The organism is Mycolicibacterium iranicum, assembly GCF_014190915.1.
In the GTDB taxonomy this organism is placed as follows: domain Bacteria; phylum Actinomycetota; class Actinomycetes; order Mycobacteriales; family Mycobacteriaceae; genus Mycobacterium; species Mycobacterium iranicum_B.
On record NZ_JACHVU010000004.1, the window covers coordinates 265,958 to 291,154 of the forward strand.

The 25,197-nt window shown below is 67.5% G+C and carries 21 protein-coding genes; 13 read left to right on the plus strand and 8 right to left on the minus strand.

Annotation, left to right across the window (positions count from 1 at the left end; all coding sequences use genetic code 11):
• Nucleotides 1-111: 111 nt before the first annotated feature.
• Both FHR72_RS11615 and FHR72_RS11620 read right to left on the minus strand, forming a co-directional pair.
• A complete protein-coding gene (locus FHR72_RS11615) occupies nucleotides 112-714 on the minus strand; it encodes a TetR family transcriptional regulator (RefSeq protein ID WP_183468115.1) in 603 nt (200 codons plus the stop codon).
• A gap of 47 nt (nucleotides 715-761) precedes the next feature.
• Complete coding sequence (locus FHR72_RS11620) at nucleotides 762-1,493, minus strand: hypothetical protein (RefSeq protein WP_183468116.1); 732 nt, start codon at nucleotides 1,491-1,493, stop codon at nucleotides 762-764.
• Nucleotides 1,494-1,642: 149 nt separating this feature from the next.
• On the opposite strand from FHR72_RS11620, the gene FHR72_RS11625 reads away from it, so the two are divergent.
• The 4 genes from FHR72_RS11625 to FHR72_RS11640 all read left to right on the plus strand — a co-directional run bounded on the left by FHR72_RS11625 (nucleotide 1,643) and on the right by FHR72_RS11640 (nucleotide 6,413).
• On the plus strand, nucleotides 1,643-2,431 hold the full coding sequence (locus FHR72_RS11625) for an SDR family NAD(P)-dependent oxidoreductase (RefSeq protein ID WP_183468117.1): 789 nt from the start codon (nucleotides 1,643-1,645) through the stop codon (nucleotides 2,429-2,431).
• Nucleotides 2,432-2,452: 21 nt separating this feature from the next.
• A complete protein-coding gene (locus tag FHR72_RS11630) occupies nucleotides 2,453-3,526 on the plus strand; it encodes an NAD(P)H-dependent amine dehydrogenase family protein (protein WP_183468118.1) in 1,074 nt (357 codons plus the stop codon).
• A gap of 150 nt (nucleotides 3,527-3,676) precedes the next feature.
• The gene (locus FHR72_RS11635) at nucleotides 3,677-4,018 is read left to right on the plus strand and encodes a hypothetical protein (protein WP_183468119.1); all 342 of its coding nucleotides are present in this window, start codon (nucleotides 3,677-3,679) and stop codon (nucleotides 4,016-4,018) included.
• A gap of 139 nt (nucleotides 4,019-4,157) precedes the next feature.
• Nucleotides 4,158-6,413, plus strand: a complete 2,256-nt coding sequence (locus FHR72_RS11640; protein WP_183468120.1) for a molybdopterin-containing oxidoreductase family protein — start codon at nucleotides 4,158-4,160, stop codon at nucleotides 6,411-6,413.
• Here FHR72_RS11640 and FHR72_RS11645 read toward each other — a convergent pair.
• The 6 genes from FHR72_RS11645 to FHR72_RS11670 form a co-directional block, all read right to left on the minus strand.
• A complete protein-coding gene (locus FHR72_RS11645) occupies nucleotides 6,390-8,189 on the minus strand; it encodes a putative bifunctional diguanylate cyclase/phosphodiesterase (protein WP_183468121.1) in 1,800 nt (599 codons plus the stop codon). The genes FHR72_RS11640 and FHR72_RS11645 overlap by 24 nt on opposite strands.
• A 156-nt stretch (nucleotides 8,190-8,345) precedes the next feature.
• On the minus strand, nucleotides 8,346-9,815 hold the full coding sequence (locus tag FHR72_RS11650; protein ID WP_183468122.1) for an acyl-CoA synthetase: 1,470 nt from the start codon (nucleotides 9,813-9,815) through the stop codon (nucleotides 8,346-8,348).
• Nucleotides 9,812-10,576, minus strand: a complete 765-nt coding sequence (locus FHR72_RS11655) for an SDR family NAD(P)-dependent oxidoreductase (RefSeq protein ID WP_183468123.1) — start codon at nucleotides 10,574-10,576, stop codon at nucleotides 9,812-9,814. Before FHR72_RS11655 ends, FHR72_RS11650 begins: the two co-directional genes overlap by 4 nt.
• Before the next feature lies 1 nt (nucleotide 10,577).
• On the minus strand, nucleotides 10,578-12,107 hold the full coding sequence (locus FHR72_RS11660) for an AMP-binding protein (protein ID WP_221193398.1): 1,530 nt from the start codon (nucleotides 12,105-12,107) through the stop codon (nucleotides 10,578-10,580).
• Complete coding sequence (locus FHR72_RS11665; RefSeq protein WP_183468125.1) at nucleotides 12,097-12,837, minus strand: GntR family transcriptional regulator; 741 nt, start codon at nucleotides 12,835-12,837, stop codon at nucleotides 12,097-12,099. Before FHR72_RS11665 ends, FHR72_RS11660 begins: the two co-directional genes overlap by 11 nt.
• On the minus strand, nucleotides 12,834-14,423 hold the full coding sequence (locus FHR72_RS11670; RefSeq protein ID WP_183468126.1) for an SMP-30/gluconolactonase/LRE family protein: 1,590 nt from the start codon (nucleotides 14,421-14,423) through the stop codon (nucleotides 12,834-12,836). Before FHR72_RS11670 ends, FHR72_RS11665 begins: the two co-directional genes overlap by 4 nt.
• Before the next feature lie 139 nt (nucleotides 14,424-14,562).
• On the opposite strand from FHR72_RS11670, the gene FHR72_RS11675 reads away from it, so the two are divergent.
• The 9 genes from FHR72_RS11675 (at nucleotide 14,563) to FHR72_RS11715 (ending at nucleotide 25,197) form a co-directional block, all read left to right on the plus strand.
• Nucleotides 14,563-15,414 (plus strand): SDR family NAD(P)-dependent oxidoreductase, encoded by an 852-nt coding sequence (locus FHR72_RS11675; RefSeq protein WP_183468127.1) that lies wholly within the window; start codon nucleotides 14,563-14,565, stop codon nucleotides 15,412-15,414.
• Nucleotides 15,415-15,510: 96 nt separating this feature from the next.
• On the plus strand, nucleotides 15,511-16,923 hold the full coding sequence (locus FHR72_RS11680; protein ID WP_183468128.1) for an aromatic ring-hydroxylating oxygenase subunit alpha: 1,413 nt from the start codon (nucleotides 15,511-15,513) through the stop codon (nucleotides 16,921-16,923).
• A 69-nt stretch (nucleotides 16,924-16,992) separates the two neighbouring features.
• Nucleotides 16,993-18,852 (plus strand): flavin-containing monooxygenase, encoded by a 1,860-nt coding sequence (locus tag FHR72_RS11685; RefSeq protein WP_183468129.1) that lies wholly within the window; start codon nucleotides 16,993-16,995, stop codon nucleotides 18,850-18,852.
• On the plus strand, nucleotides 18,845-19,759 hold the full coding sequence (locus tag FHR72_RS11690) for an SDR family NAD(P)-dependent oxidoreductase (RefSeq protein WP_183468130.1): 915 nt from the start codon (nucleotides 18,845-18,847) through the stop codon (nucleotides 19,757-19,759). Before FHR72_RS11685 ends, FHR72_RS11690 begins: the two co-directional genes overlap by 8 nt.
• A 28-nt stretch (nucleotides 19,760-19,787) precedes the next feature.
• On the plus strand, nucleotides 19,788-20,966 hold the full coding sequence (locus tag FHR72_RS11695) for a CaiB/BaiF CoA transferase family protein (RefSeq protein ID WP_183468131.1): 1,179 nt from the start codon (nucleotides 19,788-19,790) through the stop codon (nucleotides 20,964-20,966).
• Nucleotides 20,956-22,137, plus strand: a complete 1,182-nt coding sequence (locus tag FHR72_RS11700) for an acyl-CoA dehydrogenase family protein (protein ID WP_183468132.1) — start codon at nucleotides 20,956-20,958, stop codon at nucleotides 22,135-22,137. Before FHR72_RS11695 ends, FHR72_RS11700 begins: the two co-directional genes overlap by 11 nt.
• Nucleotides 22,134-23,051, plus strand: coding sequence for an acyl-CoA dehydrogenase family protein (locus FHR72_RS11705; protein ID WP_183468133.1), 918 nt, complete (start codon nucleotides 22,134-22,136; stop codon nucleotides 23,049-23,051). Before FHR72_RS11700 ends, FHR72_RS11705 begins: the two co-directional genes overlap by 4 nt.
• Entirely contained in the window at nucleotides 23,048-24,202 is a 1,155-nt protein-coding gene (locus FHR72_RS11710) for an acyl-CoA dehydrogenase family protein (protein ID WP_183468134.1), read from the plus strand. The genes FHR72_RS11705 and FHR72_RS11710 overlap by 4 nt, the downstream gene beginning before the upstream one ends.
• Nucleotides 24,202-25,197, plus strand: coding sequence for an acyl-CoA dehydrogenase family protein (locus tag FHR72_RS11715; protein WP_183468135.1), 996 nt, complete (start codon nucleotides 24,202-24,204; stop codon nucleotides 25,195-25,197). The genes FHR72_RS11710 and FHR72_RS11715 overlap by 1 nt, the downstream gene beginning before the upstream one ends.

Here is a 25,197-nt window from a genome sequence, read left to right on the forward strand (position 1 = left end):
CATCCAGTACCAGAACCAGATGATCAAACCGGTACCGCCCCAGGCGGCAACGTAACGGAGAATCTCCCAGATCCAGCCACCCACGTCAGTTCTCCCTCATGTCAGTGTGTTTCATCGGATTTCCAATCCACGTCGGGCGGTGGCGACCAATTGCGTGAGCATGATGTCTCGCCGTTCGGTGTTGGTGGTGGTGGTGAGTACGCCGTAGATGCCCAAGAGGAAGAACGCGGCGCTGTAGAACGCGTCGACCTCGGGATGGACCTCGCCGTCACCGCGGGCCCGTTCGATCTCGCGGACCAGCAGGACGATGATGGGGTGGTCGATCCACTCGTCCTTGCTGGGCCGGGTAGGCGAGAAATGCAGCGCCAGAAGCTCCTTGAACAGCGTTGAGCCGAAACGCTGCTCGAGGTTCGTCACGAGTTGGACGACCGTGGTGAGTGTCGTCGCGAGATCGTGGGTGACGTCGAGATAATGGGCGAATTCGTCTGCCATGCGGGACTCTTCGCGTTCTTCGAGCTCGAGCAGGACATGCTCCTTGCTGGGGAAATGAAAGAAGAACGTGCCGTGGGCGACGCCCGCGGCGGACACGATGGCGCCGACGTCAGCCCCCGCCATGCCCGACGCTTTGAACTCGGCGATGGCGGCGCCGAGGAGGCGTTCGCGCGTCTGCAGGCGGCGCAACTCGCGTGCTGATTGCTTCACCTGTGGCGTCATGGTCTGACCTTTGTATCCCGGTTACTGATGAGAGTCAATGAGTAACGTCAGTCAGTAAAGATCTCGCGGTTCACCGAATGCAGGTAGGGGATGGCAAGGAACGGGGTGATGTAGAAGATGTCGTAGAGCCACCACCCGACGACGGGCAGCACCACGCCGGCGAACCGGACGTCGGCGTACATCGTCATGTTGAACACGTACAGGCACCAGATCACGATGCCCATCCAGCACGTGATGATCATCCACTGCTGCCCCCAGCGCTTCATCTGCAGGAAGCCGATGGCCGCAGCGATCCGCATGGTGAAGACGGTCAGAATCATGCCGACTTCCATGGCCTTCTCGCCGGGCCCTGAAGCGCCCCCGAGCCACAGCTCGTTGTAATGCCAGAAGTAGCCGGCGTCGAACATCGCACCCCAGCCGTTCAACAGGATTCGGGCCAGGATGGTGTGGTTGGCGACGAGGTCGAGTGCCCATCCGACGGTATTGATGGCGGCATCGATGATGACGAGATAGCCGAGCAGTGTGACGAGCATGGGCCGCACACTCAGACCGTCGCGCTGCGCTTTGCGCATGAGCCAGACGCCGCGCAGGAACAGCGGGAGGCCGAAGATGCCGAGTGCCGCGGTGCCGATCAGGAGGCTGCCGGAAATGAGCCACTTGTCGGCCTGGCGCTGGGCCCTCTGGGAGGCCTCCATGTGCTCGTCGAGACCGCTCGCTGAGGCGCGAGGGACGGCGGGGCTGCTGTCGCCGCGGCTCCGATTGAACGTTGGCAAGTTCATGGACGCTGACTATAGTCAACAAACTGAAGTAGTCAATCGGCTACTTCGAACCGCGCCGAACGTGCATTCCAGCAGAGCTCCACTCGACCTTTCTCTGCTGGATTGCAATGTCGGCGGGGCTCGGGACCACCTCGACGGAGAGGCTGCGCATGGCGCTGGAACAGTTCAACCTGGAGGGCCAAGTCGCGATTGTGACGGGCGCCGGAAAAGGTGTGGGGCAGGGCATTGCCCGCGTCCTGGCCGAGGCCGGTGCGACGATCGTCGGCACGGCGCGCACGGAATCCGACATCGTCGCCACGATCGCCGGTATCGAATCCTCGGGCGGCAAGGGTGTGGCGGTCGTGGCCGACGCGATCAGCCGCCCCGACGGCGAACGCGTCGTGAACACCGCGATGGAGCAGTTCGGCCGTGTCGACATCCTGATCAACAACGTCGGCGGTTCCACCTATGCGCGATTCCTCGACATCACCGACGAAGACTTCAAGCACACGTTCGACTGGTGTGTCACCTCGGCTTTCATCATGAGCCAACTCGTGGCGCCCCACATGATCGAGGCGGGGCGCGGGAACATCGTGAACATCTCCTCGGGGTCGGCGCGATTCGGCATCCGGGCTCTGGCGGCGTATTGCGTGGCCAAGGGTGGTCTGGAGGCGCTGACCCGCGCCATGGCGCAGGAGCTGGCACCCAAAATCCGGGTCAACGCAATCGCGTTGGGGTCCTTTGCGACCGACGGGCTCCAGGGCAGCCTCGACATGTTGCCCGGCTCGCGGGAGAAGATGGAGGAGGCCACGCCGCTGCACCGACTGGGCGACGTCGAAGACCTCGGTCGACTGTGCGTTTATCTGAGTACCCGCGACTGCTATGCGACGAACGCTACGTTCCATGTGGACGGCGGGATCGACTCGAACAACTCGCCGCTGCCGATCCCCGATTACTGAGCAGAAACGGACACCTCGACCATGCGCAGAGTGGTGCAGTTCTCCACGGGCAATGTCGGCCGGCACTCGCTGCGGGCCATCATCGGACGCCCCGACCTGGAACTGGTGGGGGTGCATGCGTCCGGCGCGGAGAAGATCGGTCGCGACGCCGCAGACCTGTGTGGGCTGACGGATCCGACGGGCATCATCGCCACCGACGACCTCGACGCGCTGATCGCGTTGAAGCCGGATTGCGTGGTGTACACGGCGCTGGGGGAGACGCGCCCGATGGAAGCCATCGAGCAGATGTCCCGCATCCTGGCCGCCGGTATCAATGTCGTCGGCACGTCGATGGTGTGGCTGGTGACCCCGCGGCAGGCCGATCACTGGCTGCGCGGCCCGCTGGAGCAGGCCTGTCAGGCCGGCAACGCGTCGTTGTACGTCAACGGAATCGACCCGGGTTACTCAGGTGACACCGCGGTGCACGCTGCGCTGAGCCTGGTGATCCGCGCCGAGTCGGTGACGGTCGCCGAGATCTTCGACTACGGGAATTACGACGATTACGAATACACCGGAACCGCAATGGGATTCGGGACCACGCCGGACGATGACCTCCCGATGGCATTTCAGCCGGGGGTCATCACCGCCATGTTCGGCGGCTTGGTGCGCAATCTTGCGCACCACCTCGACGTGGAACTCGACGACATCCGTCAGCGCTATGAGCCGTGGTATTCCGACCAGCGCATCGAGTGCACGATGCTGACTGTCGAGCCCGGGCAGTTGGCCGGCGTCCGCTTCGCCGTCGAAGGCGTGCGCGGCGGCGTGCCGGTCATCACGGTGGAACACACCACCCGGTTGACGCCGGCGGCAGCGCCGGACTGGGACTACCCGCCCGACGGACAATCCGGGGTGCACAGGGTGATCGTCGAAGGCGAGCCACGCATCGAGGTCAGCACCCACCTGTCACATCCGACGCTCGACGTGACCGAGGCCGGCTGTGTCTCGACCGCTGCGCGAGTGGTGAACGCGGTCGACTGGGTGTGTCGGGCGCCCGCGGGTCTGGTTGCGGTGGAGGACATTCCGTTGACAGAGACGAGTCGCGGTCTGATGTGGTGACCCGCTGCGCACGATATGCCCAGTCACGTCGAGACCAGCCCACCGGTTCGGCCCCGCCAGGTCGGGGAGGAACGGCGAACGCGTTCCGTTGCCTACGGTTCGTCATGAATCGTGCGAAGACGTCCGGGCGGGCTGGGTCATGATGGACCGATGGCACAGCGAACATCGACCCCGCCACGGTGGGCGACACTGACTGCGTTCGCGTCACTGGGCCTGTTCGCCGCGGCGGTCGTGACGATCGGCGTGGTGCTGACCGGCGATGACCTGACCGCCACACTGATGGACGGTCGCTACCCTCCCGGCGGCAGCTGGACGGTTCGGGGGCTGACGATCCTCAGCATCGTTCTGGCGTCCGCCGCGCTGGCGATGTTCGCAGCGGTCGGACGGCGGGCCACTGCCCCGATCAGGCTCATGTCGGGTGCACTACTCGTCGTCGGTGCGCTGGTTTACATCCCCGTCGCGGGATTCACGGCATTCGTCGCGTTTCACTAGCCCTCCGCGCACCGGGGGGTTGAACGTCCTGTCTCGGTGACGTTTGACGCGATTGAGACCTACGTTGCTGTGCAGTCGCTTAGCATGACGCCGACGGGGTGGCCACCGGGCCGCCCTGCTCAGCGCGGGAGTGCGGCTCATGCCACAAACGACGACCCAGCCGGGGATCTGCCGAATCTGTTCGGCTCACTGCGGTGTACTGGCCACGGTCACCGACGGTCGCCTGACGAAAGTGACCGGTGACCCGGACAATCCGATGTTCCGGGGTTATACGTGTATCAAGGGGAGGGCATTGCCCGAGATCCACAACAATCCCGACCGGCTCCTGCACAGCCGGAAGCGGCACGCCGACGGCACCGTGACGACGATCGATTCCGAACAGGCGATGGACGAGATCGCCGCCCGGTTGACGGAGCTGATCGACACCTACGGCCCGCGCTCGGTGGCGATGTACCTGGGCACCAACGGCCTGCCCTACCCGGCCTCGGCGCTGATGGGCAACGCCTTCATGCGGGGCATCGAGTCGCCGATGTTCTTCACCGCCAACACCATCGACCAGCCGGGTAAACAGATCGCACTGGCGGCCCACGGGCATTGGCTCGGCGGGGACGTCGACTTCCACCACGCCGACAGCTGGATGCTGGTCGGGACCAATCCCCTTGTCTCCAAGGCCATCGGCATCCCCGGGCAGAACCCCTCGCAGAATCTGCGGGCGGCGATCGAGCGGGGGATGAAGCTGATCGTGATCGATCCGCGTCGCTCCCAGACCGCAGCGCGCGCGGCGATCCACCTGCAGCCGCGTCCGGGCGAGGATGTGACCATCCTGGCCGGGATGCTCCACATCATCATCGCCGAGAAATGGCACGATCAGGCGTTCCTGGACGAGAACGCCACCGGCTTCGATGATCTCGCCCGCGCGGTCGCCGGATTCACGCCCGCCTACGTCGCCGAGCGCGCGGACATCCCCGAAGAGCAGTTGCGCGACACTGCGCGGATGTTCGCGACCCACGGCGTCACGCGGGGCATGGTGAACGCCGGTACGGGCGCCAACTTCGCGATGCACGGGAACCTCCTCGAATACCTGTGCCTGTGTCTGACCACGATCTGCGGTCGATGGCAGCGGGCCGGCGAGCGGGTCACGCGCCCGAACACCCTGATGCCGGCGTTCACCGCCAAGGCGCAGCCGCACCCGCCGTACGAAGGGTGGGGCTACGGTGAGCGGCTGCGGGTCCGTGGGTTGACGGACACCGTGAGCGGAATGCCGACCGCGGCACTGGCCGACGAGATCCTGCTCGAGGGCGAGGGTCAGGTGAAGGCCTTGATCTGCATCGGGGGCAACCCGATGGCGGCATGGCCCGACCAGCGCAAGACGCATCGAGCGCTGCAGAGTCTGGAGCTGCTGGTGACCCTCGACACCGAGATGTCCCTGACGTCGCGGTTGGCCGATTACGTGATCGCGCCGATGATGCAGATGGAGACACCGGCGATGACGATGGGCAGCGAGCTCATCAAGTACTACACCAGCGGCACCGGAATACCCGCCGCCTACGGGCAGTACGTGCCGCGGGTGGTCGATCCCCCGCCGGGATCGGACCTGATCGAGGAATGGCAGTTCTTTCTGGGCCTCGCCAAACGCATGGACCTGGAGTTGTGGTTCGTCAACTTCTTCGGTGGCGGTGGCGGCCGGTTCATGGAGTCACCGCCGATCGTCCTGCAGATGAACAAGGACACGCATCTGAGCACCGAGGAGCTGTTCGAGCAGATGTGCGCGACCTCACGGATCCCGCTGGAGGAGGTGCGTAACCACCCGCACGGCAACATCTTCGACGTCGACGCGGTGGTTCAGCCGCGCGACGCGGACTGCACCGACCGGCTGGATGTCGGAAACGCCCACTTCCTGGCCGAGCTCGCCGACGTCAGGGCGACGGACTTCGCCGCCGGGCGGAGCGACGAGGCGTTCCCGTTCCGCCTCATCCCGCGCCGCCACCAGAATTTCATGAACTCCTCGGGCACGGCACTGCCGGCGTTGAACCGCGGCAAGCCGTTCAATCCGGTGTACATGCATCCGGATGCGGTGGCTGCCCTCGGGCTGACGTCGGGGGATTCGGTGCTCGTCTCCTCCTCCCACGACACCGTGCCCGCGGTCCTGGAAGCCGACGACACACTGCGCCGCGACGTGGTCGCCATGCACCATGCCTTCGGCGGACTGCCCACCGAGGACGACGAGTTCCGCGAGCACGGCACCAACGTGGGCCGACTGGTGCCCACCGATGTCGACTACGACCCCGTGACGGGTCTGCCCCGGCAGGGCAACATCGCCGTCGCGGTCAGTGCGTTCGGGGCGGGGCGGCAACGAGATGCGGTGCCCGTGTCAGCCGATCGTGCCCTGGGTTAGGGCCTTTCGGGCTGCGGCATCGGCGATTGCCGCCACCACGTCCTGGCGCGTCTGCGGTCTGCCGAAGAAGTAGCCCTGTGCCATGGTGAATCCCAGGCTGCGGATCACCGACGCCTCGTCCTCGGTCTCGACGCCCTCGGCGACGATCGGAAGAGCCAGGCTCTCGCCGAGACCGGCGACCGCGTGCAGCAACGCAAGCGTCGACGCCGACGCCGTATCGATGGACGACGTGAACGAGGCATCCAGCTTCAGGACGTCGGTCGGAAGCTTCTGCAGCCTGCTCAGCGACGAATAGCCGGTGCCGAAATCGTCGATGGCGATCCGGATCCCGTGGGAACGCAGCTCGTGCAGGGCCTGGATGGACGCGGGGCGGTCGACGTCGATCACTGTCTCGGTGACCTCCAGGACCAGTTGTGCGGCAGGCCAGCCGGTCGCCGCCAGCGTGTCGGTCACCCGCTCGACGTACCCCTGCTCGACCAGCTCGAGCCCCGAGACGTTGACGTTCAGGGAGAGCGGTGTTCCGGGCGCCTGCTCCTGCATCCACAGGGCGTCCAGACAGGCTCGCCGCAGTACGTACTGGTCGAGGGGGGCGATCAGGTCGTTGTCCTCGGCGACCCGGATCACCTCGCCCGCTTCGAGATCCGGCCCGAGCTCGGGGGACCAGCGCAGCAGGGCTTCCACGCCGACGATGGTGGCGTCCTCGTCGAGGCGCACGATGCTCTGGTACCGGACACCGACGGATTCGGCCGCCAGTGCCTCGCGGAGCTGGACCGCCAGCGGCGGCAGCTGCGAGGACTCGAGCATCGTGCGGTTGCGGCCGGTCGATTTCGCGCGGCGCAGAGCCACATCGGCGCGGTCCAGCACCGGGGAGGCCGATTCGCCGAACTCCCAGGCGCTGACCCCGGCGCAGAACTCGATGTTCGTCTCACCGCGGAGCTTCTGGACGAGCGCGAAGGCCTCGTCCTCGGTGGTTCCGGGCAACATCAGCACGAACTCCGCGTCCCCGCGCCGTGCCATGACTTGGCCCGGACTCAGCAGCCCGCGCCACTGCTCGACGAGTTGGTGCATCAGCGCGTCGCCGGCCCGGTCGCCGAACTCGTCGTGAATCGACGAGTAGTTGTCCACGCAGAGGAGCGCGACCGCGGGCCCGGTCTCGGTCGATGCCGCCCGCGCGATCTCCGCGCCGAACAGCCGCTCGAATCCGCGGCGGTTGGGCACCTGGGTCGCGTCGTCGAACTCCGCCTTGGACATGATGCGGCCGAGGATGGTGATGATCGCCCCGATGGCCGCCGTGGTCGCGGAGGTGACCACACCCGTCCACCACGGCACATCGGACGCCGTGCTCAGCGCGGCCATGCAGCACACCGTGGCCAGCGTCAGGTGGGCCACCGCCATCGGCCAGGCGACGAAGAACGCGGCGCAGGCGACGAAGGCGTAGAGCGTCGCGAAGGAGACCGCGGCCGGGCCCGTCGCTGCGATCACCGACACCGTGATCTGCAGTGTCGCAACAGCGACCAGAACATGGAATTGCCAGAGCGCGACCCGGTATCCGGTCAACAGCACGCACACGCCGAGGAACGTGGCGAGGGCGGCGTTGGCGTACTGGACACCGGCATGGTCGAAGTGACCGGGCGCCAGCCAGGTGAGCGCGCCGACGAGCACGCCACCCAGGACGAAGCACGCGCCGGCAGTGCGGCCCCACAGAGTCGGCGTCGCGATTCCGGGCCACATCTGGGCGCGTTTCTTGGCGGCCCCTCCGGCCCGGACCCCACCCACGCTGCCATCGTAACGTGGTAAGTGACTTTGCTGCGGCGCTTGGACGCCCGACTTTCCGCGTGGCCGGCCCGCGACGATCCGGGCGGGACCGTCGTGCGGGCGGGACGACGGGAGGTGCAGGCCGGTTGCTGACGATCCGGGGTGCGATCTCCGGCCTCACCCCAAGCGGGCTCGCAACTCCCTCTTGAGCACCTTGCCGTAGCTGTTCTTCGGCAGCTCGTCGACGAACTCGTAGCGCTTCGGTCGCTTGAACCTCGCGATCCGGTCCAGCAGGTGGGCGTCGAGATCGGCGACGGACACGTCCCCGACGATGAACGCCACGACGATCTCGCCCCACTCCTCGTCGGGGGCGCCCACGATACCCGCCTCGACGACCGCGGGATGTTCGAGCAGCACCTCCTCCACCTCGCGTGGGTAGATGTTGCTGCCCCCGCTGATGACGACATCCTTCGAGCGGTCGCGCAGGGTGAGGTACCCGTGCGCGTCGAACGACCCCATGTCTCCGGTCCGCAGCCAGCCGTCCTGCAGCGTCGCCGCAGTGGCGGCGGGGTTCTGCCAGTATCCGGACATGACGACGTCGCCGCGGCACACGATTTCCCCGATCTCGTCCACCCCGGCCGGGCTCCCGTCGGGACCCAGCACCGCGACGTCGACACCGGAGCGCGCATAACCGACCGACCCGAGCACCGCATCCGGCGCATCGACATGGTCCTGCCGCCGCAGTCCGGTGATCGTCATCGGTGCTTCGCCCTGCCCGTAGAGCTGGACGAAGACCGGGCCGAAAGCCGCCATGGCCTTCTTGAGGCTGTCGACGTACATCGGGCCGCCGCCGTAGACGATCGTCCTGAGGTCGGCCGGACAGGCGCGGCCCGTCTGCACAAGCCTTGCCACCATCGTCGGCGCCAGGAAGGCGCTGCACCCCGGGTGCTGCTCGCACAGATCGAGGAACTCGGTGGGGTCGAATGCCCCGGTCGCCGGCACCACCTGGCGGGCGCCCCGCGAAACATACGGCGGCACATACAGTCCCGATCCATGTGACATCGGGGCGCCGTGCACGAGACTGCAGGACTCGTCCGGGGAGTCGAAGTCGGCGAGATGAGACACGGTCATCGCCATCAGGTTCCGGTGCGACAGCATCGCCCCTTTGGAGCGCCCCGTGGTACCGCTGGTGTAGAAAAGCCAAGCCAGCGACGCGGGGTCGGTGGTGCGGGGGACCGGTGCGGCCGCGGCGCGGCAACGGCTTTCGTACGCCGGCGATCCGATCGGCTCGACCGGGGCGGCGGACAACGGCGCCAGCCGGTCACCGATGGCCGTCGACGCGAAGACCAGGACTGCGCCGGAGTCGTCGAGGATCTGCTGCATCTCCTTGGGGTGCAGCTTGTAGTTCACCGGGACGAACACGCATTCCGCGGCCCAGATCGCGAACATGAGTTCCACGATCTCCGGACAGTTCTCGGTGGCGACGGCGATCCGGACGCCCGGCCCCAGGGCGCGCAGCGACGCGGCCAACCGCAACGACCGCTCCCGCAGCGACGTCCACGTGTGCACCTGACGCTCACCGTGATACACCGCGCCCCGGTCACCGTGGCGGGACGCGGTCTGGTCCAGCAGGGCGAACAGGTTCAACGCGCCACCCAGTCGGAGTTCAGTGCGAAGTCGGAGAGGTACTTGGTCGAGCTCCACCCGCCGTCGACGACGATCGTCTGACCGTTGATGAAACTTCCTCCGTCAGAGCACAGGAAGGCCACAGTGGAGGCGATGTCCTCGACCCGGCCGAGCCGCTGGTGCGGTGTCATCTCGGTGTTGATCTTGCGGAAGCGTTCGTCCTCCAGCCGGGTGGCCACCATCGGGGTGAGCGTCACCCCGGGGGCGACGGCGTTGCAGCGGATTCCCTGTGCACCGTATTGGCACGCGATGTGGTTGGTGAGCGCGGTGAGCCCGCCCTTCGCCGCGGAGTAGGCCCCGCCGCGTAGCCCGCCGACGACCGCGAATGTGGAGGTGATGTTAATGATGGCCGAGCCGGGCTGCATGTGGACGATCACGTCACGCGCCAGTCGGAAGGGTGCCCGCAGCATGATGCCGAGGAAGTGGTCGAGGGTGTCGTCGTCGGTCTCGTGCAGCGGTTTAGGGCTGCCGATCCCCGCGTTGTTGACCAGGAAATCGATGCGCCCCCAACGCTCCAGAGCGGCCGACACGATTTTCTGCGGTGCGTCGTCGGCGGTCAGGTCGACGGCCAGCGTGGCGATCCGGTCCGACACCTGCTCCAGCTCGGCCAACCGGTCCGCATCGCGTCCGGTGCCCAGCACTGCCATACCCTGGTCGGCGAGCGTTGTCGCACAACCGAACCCGATCCCGCTGCTCGCGCCGGTGACGATAGCTACCTGCATGTCATGACTCCTTGACCACGTCAGCTCTGATCGCGTGCTTGAGCACCTTGCCCGCATCGTTCTTCGGAAGCGCCTCGACGAGCACGATCTGTTCGGGCGCCTTGAATTTCGCCACACCGCGGTCGGCCAGGTACCGCGCCAGGTCGGTAACGGCGGGGGCCGTGTCTCCGGCGGGCACGATGGCGGCGCAGGCGCGCTCCCCGGTGCGGTCGTCGGGCACCCCGACAACCGCGATCTCGGCGATCAGCGGATGCGTGACGAGGATGTCCTCGACCTCTTTGGGCGAGATGTTCTCGCCGTTGCGGATGATGATGTCCTTGGCCCGCCCGGTCACGACGAGGTGGCCGTCGTCGGTGAGGTGTCCGAGATCCCCGGTGCGAAAGAACCCCGCGTCGTCGAAGGATCCGCGATCGTCCTCGGGATGCAGGTATCCCGACAGCATCTGCGGCCCGCGGGCGCGGATCTCGCCGTCGACGACTCTGACCTCGGCGATGCCCGGCCTGCCGTCGGTGTCGGCGGCCCGGTCGACGTCATCGAGGGAGCCGACGGTGGTCACGGGCACCTCCGTGGAGCCGTAGACGCGGCTCACCGCCGCGTTCTCGAAATACTCTGTGGCGCGCCGGATCAACGACGGTGAGACGGAGGCGCCGCCACAGATGAAGACCTTGAGGTCCGGGAGCCGGGTCTGCGCACGCTCGGCCGCGGCCAGGAGTCCGTCGAGAAATGGTGTCGCACCGGCCATGTGCGTGCACCGGTGTTCCAGGAACAGGGCGACCGCGGCGTCGGGCTCCCACCGCGGCATCAGCACCGCCGTGGTGCCCAGCAGCAGCGGGCACTCGAAAGCGTAGATCGACCCCCCGATGTGTGCGATCGGCGACGGCACGAGGAAGGTGTCACCCGGGTCGATGCGCCAGTACCGGCCGAGTTGGGCGATGAGCGCGCCGAGCGATCGGTGGGTGTGCAGCACCCCCTTCGGTCGGCCCGTGGTGCCGGAGGTGTACAGGATCATCCGAGTGTCCGAGGGGTCGAGCGTCGGCAGGGTGCCGTCCTGCGGCTCAGCCAGGAGATCCGCCAGCGACAGACGGTCCGGTCCACCGCGCACGACGACGACCTCGGGCGCCGACGGGAGACCGGGCACCACGCGGTCGAGCATCGCGGCGTAGTCGTGACCGCCGAACGTCTCCGGGATGAAGATGGCGCGGCTGTCGGCGTCGGCGAGGATGAAGGAGAGCTCGCGATCGCGCAGGGACGGCAGGATCGGGTTGACGACCATGCCGGCCAGCGTCGCGCCGAGGTAGATGACCGCGGCCTCATGCCAATTCGGCACCGAGAACGACACCACGCTGCCCACCGGCATGCGCCGCAGCAGGGCGTGCGCCAGCGAGGTCGCCGCAGTAAGAAGCCGAATGCAGCTCAGCTCAGCGACATCGTCGCGGAGGAGCACCCGGTCAGGGGTGGCCTCGGCAGCCTCCCGCAGGGCGTCGGCCAGCGTGCCGGTCACCGGCGTTCCCGGCGCAGGGTCACAGCGCATCCCGAACGCGCCGCATCGTCATCGCATGCCGGAACCGTGAAGCCGGATGGGTGTTGATCGTCACCTGGGCGACCTCGTCGTCGGACGTCGTGTACGTGCGCTGCATCTGCAGCGCGGCGGTGCCCGCCTCGGTCCTCAGCCGGTGCGCGAGGTCGGTGTCGAGGACGACCGCGGAGATCTCCTGGTGCACCTCCACGACGCTGACGCCGAAGAGGTCTTCGATCAACGGGAAGATCGGGCCCGTGTGGCGCTGCAGCAGCCGGCCCACGGCCGCGAAGCTGCGGTTGATGAAGTACTCGGTGCGGCAGATCGGCGCGGTGTGATCGTCGGCGCGCCGAAAGCCGGTCACCGCAAGCCATTCCGATCCCAGAGCCAGCCCGGTCCGGTCCGCCAGCGCGCTGTCGACGGTCACCATCGCATTGGTCTCGATGGCGAATTGCGCCCCCTGCGCGAAGGCGAGCAGGTCGTCGATCGCGACGACGTCCTGGGCATAGGAGTTCGTGCCGGGTCGCGGCACCACCAGGGTGCCGGCGCGCGGCCGGGACTCCACGAGGTTGTCGTCGCGCAGACGGCGCAGCGCTTCGCGGATCGTGTAGCGGCTGACGGCGAATCGCTGGCACAACTCGTGTTCGGTGGGCAGCTGCGAGCCCACCGGGTAGACGCCGTCGACGATCTCCTTGCGCAGCGTGCGCGCCACCTGCAGGTAGCGGTGGTCCGCGGCCGTCGTCATGTGCGGCGGACCGCCAGGACGCTCCCGTCGCCGTCGGCCGACACGTACAGCGTGCCGTCGGGTCCCGAGGTGACTCCGGCGAAGGGCCCCTGGGGTCCGGAGAACGGCGGCATCCCTCGCAGCGGTTTCGGCTCGACCCCGGGCGGTGCCCCGACGGGCAACCCCGAGGCCACCGTGCTCCGCGTCGCGGTGTCCAGGTCGACCTCGACGAGTTCCTTCGCTCCTGCATCGACGACGTAGAGGTGCCTGCCGCGCACGTGGATGCCCTGCGGCCGTTGAAGTCCGTCGACCACGGTGTCGGCGCCCCCGGGGCCCAGGCGCACCACCCGGCCGCCGCCCGATTCGGCGACCAGCACGTGGCCGCCGTGTTCCATCGCGACACCGACCGGCTCGCGAAGGCCGGTCCCCACGGCCTCGACGGTGCCGCCGCGCAGGCTCAGCACGCGTCCGGTGCCGAGCTCGGCGAACACGATGGTGCCGTCCCGATCCACGTCGATGCCGTAGAGCTGGTCGAAGTCGGTTGCCAGGAAATCTGTTTCGCCCGCGCCCGGCCGGTACCTCGCCACCTGCCCGCCGGAGGTGGTGACGACGAACTCGTCGTCGCCCACCGCCGCCACGCCTCGGAGAAAGCCGGGATAGCCGGGGGAGAACAACATCCCGACGGTCTGCAGCCCGCCATCGGGGGTGACGACGTAGAAGTAGGTGCCGTCGGCGACGTAGAGGCGGCCGTCGGAGACCGTCAGGTCCAGCGGCCAGTTCAGGCCACCCGGCAGAACGGTGGAGGTACCTCCCCCCGAGAGGATCTCGGTGATCTCTCCGGTGAAGTTCGACGCGAACAGCCGATCGCCGACGAACGTCAGATTGTCGAGGCCCGGAGAGAGCTGTGCCAGAACGGTTTTCTCGCCGTTGCGCGGATCGATGCGCAGGACCTGCCCGGTCGCCACCTGGGTGGAGACGATGAACCCGTCGGCGTCGAACTTCACCGCGTCGGGAACGCCGAGATCGCCGACGACCCGTTCGGGTTCTGCGCGGCCGTCCGGGACGGGATCCACCCGCCAGATCTCGTTGGCGGTCATCAGGGGGTAGTAGAGGAGCCCGTCGGGGCCGACCTCCATCGCGTTCGGCGACGGCAGATTGTCCACCAGGATTCGGGGCAGGCCTCCGTCGAGCGGCAACTCCATGAGGCGTCCGCCGTCACGGCACTCACCGACGAACAGCCGGCCCTGGTGCACGGTGATGCCGTTGGCGCACGGCAGGTCGTCGCGCAGGACCCGGGTGCGCCCCGAGGGGTCGCGGGCGCTGACCCGGCCGTCCATCACCTCGGTGGCGAAGAGGGTGCCGTCGTCCCCGAAGGCGACGTCGTCAGGGGCGATGATGTCGCCCCCTTTGGCGCTGACCGTGTCGACATGACCGGACGCGAGGTCCAGCGCACTGATCTGGCTGCCGGTCACCTGGGCGACATAGATACGGCCGTCGGGCCCCGTGCGCAGGCCGTTGGCGCCGAAGAGTCTGCTCGCCGCGGTAAGCCGCTCCAGTCGCCAACCTTCGGCCGTCACCGCGTCCTTCGCGGAATACCGGGCATTCATGAGCTCGGACGTTAGCAAGCCGGGCTGGTCCAGACAATAGCGGCGCACGAGTGCCGGCAGCGCCCTTGACGCCCACATAACCGCTGCGGAATAGTGTTCTGCAATATGCAGAGCACCATTATTTGTCCGGACAAGTGACGTGACTGCCAGTATCACGATCGATCTGGCGGGGCGCATCGTCGTCGTCTCCGGCGCCGGTGGCGGCGGCATCGGAACGACGATCACGCGCGCGGCCGCCGAGGCCGGGGCGACGGTGGTCGCGGTCAGTCGCTCCGCAGCCAACCTCGACGAGCACGTGACCCCGCTGGCCGACCAGGGGCTGCCGGTCGTGCCCGTGGTCGCCGACGCGTCCACCGACGACGGCATCGCGGCGGTCCTCCACACGGCGCGCCGGATGGACGGGACGCTCTACGGATTGGTCAACGTCGCCGGGGGTGCGGCACCGTCGACATGGATGCCCTCCACCCGGGTCACCCGGGAGGATTGGCGAGCGTTGTTCGCCGCGAATCTGGAGACGGCCTTCTTCATGAGCCAGGCCGTCGCCGCAGAGATCCGGAGTGCCGGCGGTTTCGGTTCGATTGTGTCGATCTCGTCGATCAGCGGTATGAACACCGCCCCGTTCCACATCGCCTACGGAACTGCCAAAGCCGCCATCGTCGCGATGACCCGCACGATGGCGGTCGAACTCGCGCAGGACGGAATCCGCGTCAACGCCATCGCACCCGGGGTGACCGAAACAGCGGCGTCCCGGACCTACGTCGACGACGATCCCGATCGCGACCGCACCGCCATCGCGATGGGGCGGCGCGGCACGCCCGAAGAACAGGCGGGCGCGATCCTCTTTCTGCTGTCCGACCTGTCGAGCTACATCACCGGGCAGACGCTGCTCGTCGACGGCGGGCTCAACCTGAAGTGGACGCACCTCGGCGCGGACAACACGTCGCTGTTCCTGAAAGACGAGTCCTTCCGAGATGCCATCAGCAGGCATTGATGGACGGCACTGATTGATGAACGGCACTGCATTGATGGACGGCACTGAATTGGTGGACTGCACTGCTTTGACGGACGGCACTGGAAGGACGATCACGTGACCCACACCGAATCCGATCTGGACGCCGCGATCGAGGTCGAGGCCGACCCCGATGATTCGACCGGCGAGATCGCCGAAGACCTGTCGGACTCGATGACCATCCCGGTCGAGGCCTACATCAGCGAGGAGTACGCCCGCGCCGAACGGGACAGGCTGTGGCGCAAGGTGTGGCAGCAGGTCGGCCGCGTCGAGGAGATCCCCGAGGTCGGTAGCTACCTGACCTACGACATCCTCGACGACTCGATCATCGTCGTCCGAACGGGACCGGATTCCTTTGCCGCACATCACAACGTGTGCATGCACCGCGGCCGCAAACTGGTCGACACTCCCGAGGGCGCCAAGAACGCCGTTGGCCGGGCGCGCAAGTCGTTCGTCTGCGGATTCCACGGCTGGACCTACGGATTGGACGGCGCCTGCACGCACATCCGCGAGCAGGACGACTGGAAGGGCACGCTCACTCCGGCCAACACCCATCTGGCGCCCGTGCAGGTGGACACCTGGGGCGGGTGGCTGTTCGTCAACATGGACCCGCACTGCGAGCCGCTGGCCGACTATCTGTTCCCGGCCGCCAAGATCCTCGATCCGTTCGGTCTGGAGAACATGCGCTACAAGTGGCGCAAGTGGCTGTACTTCGACTGCAACTGGAAGGTCGCCATGGAGGCCTTCAACGAGACCTACCACGTGTTCACCACCCACCCGGAGTTCAATAAGTTCGGCGAGTTCAAGGGCTGGGCGAAAGCGCAGGGCAGACACAGCAACATCGGCTACGACGCGCCCAAGGGCATGGACGAGACGAAGTCGAAGATCCGTCTGGGGACCGGCGATCCGCGAATCTCGACCGCGGAGATGCAGGTGTACACGATGGAAGAGACCAACGCCACGACCACGCAGACGCTGGTCAACGCCGCCAAGCGCCTGGTCGACGAGCTCCCCGAGGGAACCCCCGCCGACGAGGTGCTGCAGCACTGGCTGGCCTCCGCGCGCCGAGACGACGAGGCCCGCGGTGTGGTCTGGCCGACCATCCCGCCGGACATCCTGGGGCAGAGCGGCACGGCGTGGCAGATCTTCCCGAACTTCCAGGTCGGGCAGGGGTTGACGAGCGCGTTGTGCTACTCGGCCCGGCCCGATCCGAGCTATGACCCGAACAAGTGCATCTTCGAGGTGGCGGTGTTCGAGCTGTATCCGAAAGGCGCCGAGCCCCAGACGGAGTGGGCGTACACGCCGAAGGATTCGCCGAACTGGCTGTCGGTGCTGCCGCAGGACTTCTCGAACATGGCGGCCGTGCAGCAGGGCATGAAGTCGGCCGGCTTCCCCGGCACACTGCCCAACCCGTACCGCGAACGCAGCACCGTGAACCTGCACCTGCAGCTGTCCAAGTACATGGGAACCGGCGAACCCCGAGCGCTGTAGAGCGATTTCGGTGTAGTTGGTCACGCTCACGATGACCGGCGACACCGAAACACCGACGAGGAGACCACATTGACGACCACCGAGAATGCGTGCGGGCCGACCGACACGCCCACCGACATCGACATCCCCGCGCTGCAGGAGCGCTACGCCGCCGAACGCGCCAAGCGTCTGCGTACCGACGGCGCCGACCAGTACCTGGAGCTTGAGGGGGAGTACGCCGACTTCTACGAGGTCGACCCGTATACCACGGTCGCCGAACGTGATCCGATCACCGAGGACGTCGACGTCGTGATCCTCGGCGGTGGCTTCGCGGGGCTGCTGGCCGGCGCCTACCTGAAGAAGGCAGGTGTCGAGGGCATCCGGGTCATCGAGATGGCCGGCGACTTCGGCGGCGTGTGGTACTGGAACCGCTTTCCCGGAATCCAGTGCGACAACGATGCCTACTGCTACATCCCGCTGCTCGAAGAGCTGAACTTCATGCCGTCGAAGAAGTTCGCCGACGGCGCGGAGATCTTCCAGCACTGCCGCAACATCGGCAAGCACTTCGGGCTCTACGACGGCGCTCTGTTCTCCACCCAGGTCCGCGACATGCGTTGGGAGGACGCCGCACAGCGATGGCGGCTCGCCACCGACCGGGGCGACGACATCCGCGCCCGGTTCGTGGTGATGGCGCAGGGTTCCTACAACCGTCCGAAGTTTCCCGGTATCCCCGGCATCAAGGACTTCGCGGCCGCGGGTGGTCACGTGTTCCATTCGGCACGCTGGGATTACGACTACACCGGCGGCGACGCCGACGGGGGGCTGGACAAGCTCGCCGACAAGCGGGTCGCCCTCGTGGGCACCGGGGCGACCGGTATCCAACTGGTGCCGCACCTCGCCCGGGATGCGCAGCAGCTCCTCGTGTTCCAGCGCACCCCGTCCTCGGTGGATGCCCGCGTCAACACCCCCACCGACACCGAGTGGGCCGCGTCCCTGCAGCCGGGCTGGCAGGAGGAACGCAAGCGCAACTTCCACAACTGGTCCCCGTTCGTCGGCGTGGTGTTCGGCGAGCCGGATCTGGTGTGCGACTTCTGGACCGAACTCGGCCGCAATCTGACCGCGCGCATCGCCGGCACCGAGGATCCCGCGTCGGTGACCATCGAGCAGATCATGGCGTTCCGGGAGGAGGAGGACTTCAAGATCATGGAGCGGCTGCGCCGCCGCGTCGCCGAGATCGTCGAGGACCCCGACACCGCCGAGGCGCTCAAGCCGTACTACCGGTTCATGTGCAAGCGGCCCACGTCCAGTGAGCACTACCTCTCGTCGTTCAACCGTCCCAACGTGACGCTGGTCGACGTCTCGGCCTCCAAGGGCGTGGAACGGCTGACCGACAAGGGTGTCGTCGCCGGCGGCGTGGAGTACGAGGTCGACTGCGTGGTCTTCGCCAGCGGCTTCGAGATCTCCACCGAGATCAGTCGCCGGTACGCCATCGACAGCATCGTCGGCCGCGACGGGGTGTCGCTGTTCGACCACTGGCAGAACGAGTACAAGACGCTGCACGGAATGACGAGTCGGGGATTCCCCAACCAGTTCTTCATGGGGTTCATCCAGGGCGGCGTCTCGGCCAACACGACCGCGATGTTCGAACAGCAGGCCCAGCACATCGCCTACATCATCGCCGAGGCGCAGAACCGTGGCGCCACCACCGTCGAGCCGACCCAGCAGGGCCAGGACGCCTGGGTCGAGACCGTGCGGGAGTTCTCGATCGACAACTCTGCCTTCGAATTGTCCTGCACACCGGGCTATTACAACAACGAGGGCCGCGGGGGTGCGGTGCGTAACGGGGCGTTCCTGGGGGATTTCTATGCACCCGGGTTCTACGCCTTCGACGAGCTGATCGCGCAGTGGCGGGACAAGGGCGACCTCGAGGGACTTGAGCTACGTGCCTGACCTTCGATTCGACGGCCGCGTCGCTGTCGTCACCGGCGCCGGCCGCGGACTGGGCAGAGCTTATGCGCTCATGCTGGCCGCGCACGGCGCGAGCGTCGTCGTCAACGACCCCGGCGGTGCACTGGACGGTGACGGCGCCGACGGCACGCCCGCCCAGGATGTCGTGGACGAGATCACCGCCGCCGGTGGCCGGGCCGTCGCCAGTACCGACACCGTCGCCACACCCGAGGGTGGGCAGGCGATCATCGACGCCGCCGTGGCCCATCTCGGCGGTGTCGACATCCTGATCCACAACGCCGGTATCGTCCGGCGGGCGTCACTGACGGAGATGTCCTACGACGACTTCGACGCCGTGCTCGACGTACATCTGCGTGGCGCCTTCCACGTCGTGCGGCCCGCGTTCCCGATCATGTGCGACAACGGGTACGGCCGCATCGTGCTGACGTCGTCGATCGGCGGTCTGTACGGCAACCACGAGGTCGCCAACTACGCCGTCGCCAAGGCGGGGGTGATCGGGCTGTCCAACGTCGCCGCGATGGAGGGGGCCGCCCACGGTGTCACGAGCAACGTGATCGTGCCCGCCGCCGTCACGCGGATGGCCGCAGGGATCGACACATCGGCCTACCCGCCGATGGGGCCGGAGCTCGTCGCACCCGTGGTCGGCTATCTGTCGCACGAAAGCTGCCGTGTCACAGGCGAAATGTTCATCGCGCTCGCAGGCAGGGTGGCCACGGCCACGATCGTCGAGTCCGCCGGTGTATACCGCCCCTCCTGGAGCATCGCCGACGTCGCCGACCATCTCGACGGGATCCGTGACCGCAGCGAACCGGTCGTGTTCCTCGTGGTGCCCGACGGCCACAACGACCACATCCGGTACAGCTTCGCGATGGCGGGGCGGGCGCGATGAGCGCTTGCGCGAAGAGCAGAGGGCAGCAGTGAGCGCGAACCAGGGACCGCTGGCGGGAATTCGCGTCGTCGACCTCACCGCGATGGTGATGGGTCCGTACTGCACGCAGATCATGGCCGACATGGGCGCCGACGTCGTCAAGATCGAGTCCCCGGAAGGGGACAACACCCGCTTCATCTCCGTCGGTCCGGTGTCGGGGATGAGCGGGGTGTTCGTCAACGTCAACCGCGGAAAGCGCAGTGTGGTCCTGGATCTGCGGTCGGAGGAGGGGCACGCCGCGATGCGGGCCCTGATCGAGCGGGCCGACGTGTTCATCCACTCCATGCGCTCCAAGGCGATCACCAAGCTCGGGTTCGGCTACGACGACGTCGCGGCCATCAACCCGCAGATCGTCTACACCAACTGCTACGGCTACGGCAGGCGCGGCCCGGAGCGCGACCGCCCCGCCTACGACGACACCATCCAGGCCGAGTGCGGGATCCCGGCGGTGCAGAAGCAACTCACCGGCGAGGCCGACTACGTCGGCACCATCATGGCCGACAAGGTCGCGGGCCTGACCGCGCTGTATGCCACCACGATGGCGCTGTTCCATCGTGAGAGGACCGGGCAGGGCCAGGAAGTCGAGGTCGCGATGTTCGAGACCATGGCATCCTTCATGCTGGTCGAACATGCCAACGGCGCCATGTTCGACCCCCCGCTGGGGCCGGCCGTCTATCCGCGCACGGTGGCGCCGAACCGCCGCCCGTACCGCACCAAGGACGGCTACATCGCGGCGCTGATCTACAACGACAAGCACTGGAACGCGTTCATCGCGGCGGTGCAGCCGGCATGGGCCTCGGATCTGTACGCGACGTTGGAGGCCCGGGCCCACCAGATCGACGCGGTGTACGGGCTGGTGGCCGAGACGCTGGCCGAACGCACGACCGACGAGTGGTTGGCACTGTTCCGCGAACTGGAGATTCCGGCCGCGCCGCTGAACACCCCCGACGCGTTGTTCGACGATCCACATCTCAATGCCGTCGGCCTCTTCGAGACGGTCGACACCCCCCACGGCCCGGTGAAGTTCCCGGGTGTGCCGACATGGTTCTCCCGAACCCCCGGCCGGGTGCGGGGTCCGGCGCCGGAGTTGGGCGCCGACACCGCCGCGGTGCTGGCCGAACTCGGCCTGGGCGCCGCCGATCCGGTGGGCGGTGGCCATGGATTTTGACATGGGCAAGCGCGCCGGTGACCTCCGGCGAGAGCTGCGCGATCTGGTGAGAAGTGAGGTGCCCGAACATTTCCTGGGCGCCTTTACCGACGACCCGACCGACCTGGAGACCGCTCAGAAGTTCTGTCGCACGCTGGCAGAACGCAACCTGCTGTGCCTCGCGTGGCCGCAGGAGTTCGGGGGCGGCGGGGCCTCGGTGTGGGAGCAGACGGTGGTGCGCGAGGAGATGTGGGCCCACCACGAGCCGCGCGGCGCCCAGTACATGGGCGTCAACTGGGTCGGGCCGATCATCATGAGGCACGGCACCGAAGAGCAGCAGCGCACCCATCTGCCGCCCATCGCGGCCGGCGAGGTGATCTGGTGTCAGGGGTTCTCCGAGCCAGAGGCGGGGTCCGATCTCGCGTCGCTGCGCACTTTCGCGCGACCTGCCGACGACGGCTCGGGGGACTGGCTCGTGAGCGGCCAGAAGATCTGGACGTCCTACGCGACGATGGCCCAGTGGTGTTTCCTGCTGGCGCGCACCTCGCGGGTGGGAGAAGGCGCCACCCGGAAGAAGCAGCAGGGTCTGACGATCTTCCTTGTCCCCATGGACGATCCGGCGATCACGGTGCGCCCGATCCGCACCATGCTGGGCCCGCATCACCTCAACGAGGTGTTCTTCGACAACCTGCGGGTCACCGAGGCCGACGTGCTCGGCACCCTGGACCAGGGGTGGTCCATCGTGCAGGACGTGATGGCCTTCGAACGGGTCGGCATCGCTCGCTACGCGCGCTGTGAGCGACTGCTGGCGGCCGCGCCGACGGTACTCGGGGAGCGGTGGGAGTCTCTGCCCGCCGAGTTGCGTGGCCGCTGGGTCCGGATGCTGACGCACTGCCGCCGTGCGCGGCTGCTGGCGTATCGCGTCGTCGCCTTGCAGAGCAGTGGACGCATCACCCCCGGTGATGCCTCGGCCTATCGGATCGCCGTCACCACACTCGATCAGGACAGCGCCGAGGTGCTGAACGACATCGCCGCGCAGGTCCGCCGCAGCGACGAGCGTGCCGAGTGGTTCCTCGGTGAGGTCGAGGACCACTGGCGGTATTCGCAGGCCTCGACCGTCTCGTCGGGAAGCATTGAGATGCAACGCATCCTGCTGTCCCGGGCACTTCTGTCCGCAGGTGGTCAGCGATGATCCTCGACCTCAGCGACGATGCGCTGGAATACGGCAGGCAGGCGCGGCTGGCCTTCGAGTCGGCGGGCGGCGACCGCCTCGTCGAACAGGCCCAGGCGGCGCCGGACACGCGCCAGTCTCTGGCCGGGGCGGTCCTCGACGGCCTCGGCGCCTGGGAACTCGAGCCCCGCGCAGACGCCGACAGCCTGGAGGCCGCCGCGGCGCTGTGCCGCAGCGCCGGCTACTGGGCGCTGCCCTACCCGCTGGCCGAGCGGCTCGCCGCACCGGGCGATCTCGATGCCGACGGTCTCCTCGTCGTCGGCGGCGCACGGCCGTCGGCGGCCGTCGCCGGAATCGACATGCGGTGGATCGCCGTGGATCTGGAGGGCCACCGGTCCCGGGTCGTTGGATACGGTGCGACAGGATCGGAATTCGTCGCCGAGCTGGACCTCGAGCCCCTCGACGGCGCGGGCGCCGGGAACGTCGCGCTCGGACTGGTGCTGCCCTGCTGGACGCTTCTCGGGATGCTCGACCGCGCCGTCGCACTGACCGTGGACCATGTCTCTCTGCGCACCCAGTTCGGCCAGCCACTCTCGAAGTTCCAGGGCGTGCAGTTCCAGCTGACCGACGCCGAAGTGGAACGCAGCGGGATGGACATCCTCGCCAAGCACGCACTCTGGAGCATCGCCACCGATCAGCCCGGCGCTCTGCAGGACGCGCTGGCGTTGCGCCTGGCGGCGATCGAAGCGGCCGATGTCGTCTTCCGGGTCTGCCACCAGCTGCACGGGGCCGTGGGTTTCTGCGACGAGACCACGCTGTCGTGGCTGTCGCGGTACAGCCAGCCGTTGCGACGCCTGCCGTTCGGGCTCTCGGCCACCCGCGACCATCTCGAGCGCACCGTCGGACGGCGTGGCCTGGCGGGGTTGTTCGCATGAGCGGCCTCGACGACTTCCGTGCCGAGGTGCGCTCCTGGTGCCGCGACCACATCCCTGCGGATTGGCGGGCCACCCAGACCGGGGCCGGCGACGACGAGTTCGTCCGCTTCCAGAAGGAGTGGTTCGACGAACTGCACCGCGCCGGTTACGCCGTGCCGCACTGGCCCGCCGAATGGGGCGGGGGTATGCCCGTCGACCGTCAGGTGGTGCTCTACCAGGAGCTCGCCGCACACGACGCGCCCCGCCTGGTCCTGGCGTTCGTCGGTATCCACCACGCCGCGTCCACCCTGCTGGTCGCCGGTACCGACGAACAGCGCCGGCGGCACCTGCCCGCGATCCTCGACGGCGAGATCTGGGTCCAGGGGTTCTCCGAGCCCGAGGCCGGATCGGATCTCGCGGCGTTGCGCACCACCGCCCGTCGCGTCGGTGACGAGTACCTCGTCAGTGGTCAAAAGCTCTGGGCCAGTGGGGGAATGCACGCCGACTGGTGCCTGCTGCTGGCCCGTACCGATCCGGATGCGCCGAAACGCAAGGGCATCTCGTATCTCCTGCTGGACATGACCACACCGGGGGTGGAGGTACGTCCCATCCGCAATGCCGTCGGCGACTCGCACTTCTGCGAGATCTTCCTCGACGAGGTGCCGATCCCCGCCGTCAACCTCATCGGCGCAGAGAATGCCGGATGGCAGGTGGCCCAGGCGACGCTGGGCGCCGAGCGCGGGATGACGATGCTGGAACTCGCCGAACGGCTCGGCAATGCCGGCTTCCGCCGCCTGGTGGAGTCCGCACCGATCGACGACCCCGTCGTGGCCGACCGGCTCGCCGGTTTCGACACCGAGATCACCGGGTTGCGCGGGCTGTGCCGGCGCATCGTCGAGGACGGTCCGTCCGGGCCGGCCGACGCGTCGATCGTCAAGCTGTACTACAGCGAGCTGCTGCAGCGGCTCACGGACTTCGGCGTCGAGATCGGAGGGCTCGCCGCCCACACCGTCCTGGCCAAGGCCATGTCGAGCGGCTGGGAATCCGGTTCCTGGGTACTGGATTTCGTCGGTTCCTGGGAGTGGACCATCCCCGGTGGCGCCAGTGAGATCCAGCGCACCATCATCGCCGAGCGTGGGCTCGGGCTGCCCCGCGAACCGAGTGCCGTCTGATGGCCGACACCGAATTCTCCGAGTTCCACGACGAGTTGCGCTCGGTCGCCACGGAACTCCTGGCCAAGAACTCCGCCGTGGACTGGGGCGTGCTGGCCGATGCGGGATGGACCGGGTTGGAGGTGCCCGAAGCTCTCGGTGGAGCAGGAGCGACCTTCGCCGAGACCGCGGTGATCCTTGAACAGATCGGCCAGGCCGCCGGTGCCACCGGTTATCTCGGAGGCGCCGCGCTGGCGGTCGGGGTCCTGAACACGTTGCCCCCCGGCGACATCAGAGACGAGCTCCTCGGCGCGGTGGCGGCGGGGTCGCCCAGGCTCGCGGTCGTCTCCGGTGGCTTCGGCCTCGACGGCGAGCGTGTCCACGGTTCGGCGGAGTTCGTCCCGGACGCGGTCGGTGCCGACCGGCTCCTGGTGCTCGTCGACGGTGCGGTGGCCGTGGTCGCGGCGGCGCAGCTGACGGTCACCGCGCAGCCCGTGGTCGATGAGACGCGCCGGCTCGCCGCGGTCAGCGCCGACTCGGTGCGCGCCGACGCCGTGCTGCCCTGGGAGGCCGCCGCGCGTATCCGCCACCGCGCGGAGGTGTCCGTCGCGTGTGACAGCCTCGGGATTTCGACGCGGATGCTCACCGCTACCGTGGATTACGTGGCGATGCGCCACCAGTTCGGTCGTCCCATCGGGTCGTTCCAGGCGGTCAAGCATGCGTGTGCCGACATGCTGGTGGCTGTCGAGATGTCACGGCGGCTCGTCACCGACGCCGTCGAGGCTGTGGCGGCCGGTGCGGAAGCCGGGGTCCCCGCCGCGATGGCGAAGTCCTATGCCTGCTCGGCCGCCGTCGACGTCGCAGGCAAGGCGATGCAACTGCACGGCGGCATCGGCTACACCTGGGAGAGCGGCATCCATACCTATCTCAAACGCGCCACCTTGAACCGCTCGTTGTTCGGTTCGATTGCAGCGCAACGACAACGCATCGCACAGAAATATTCGAAAGGGATCTGA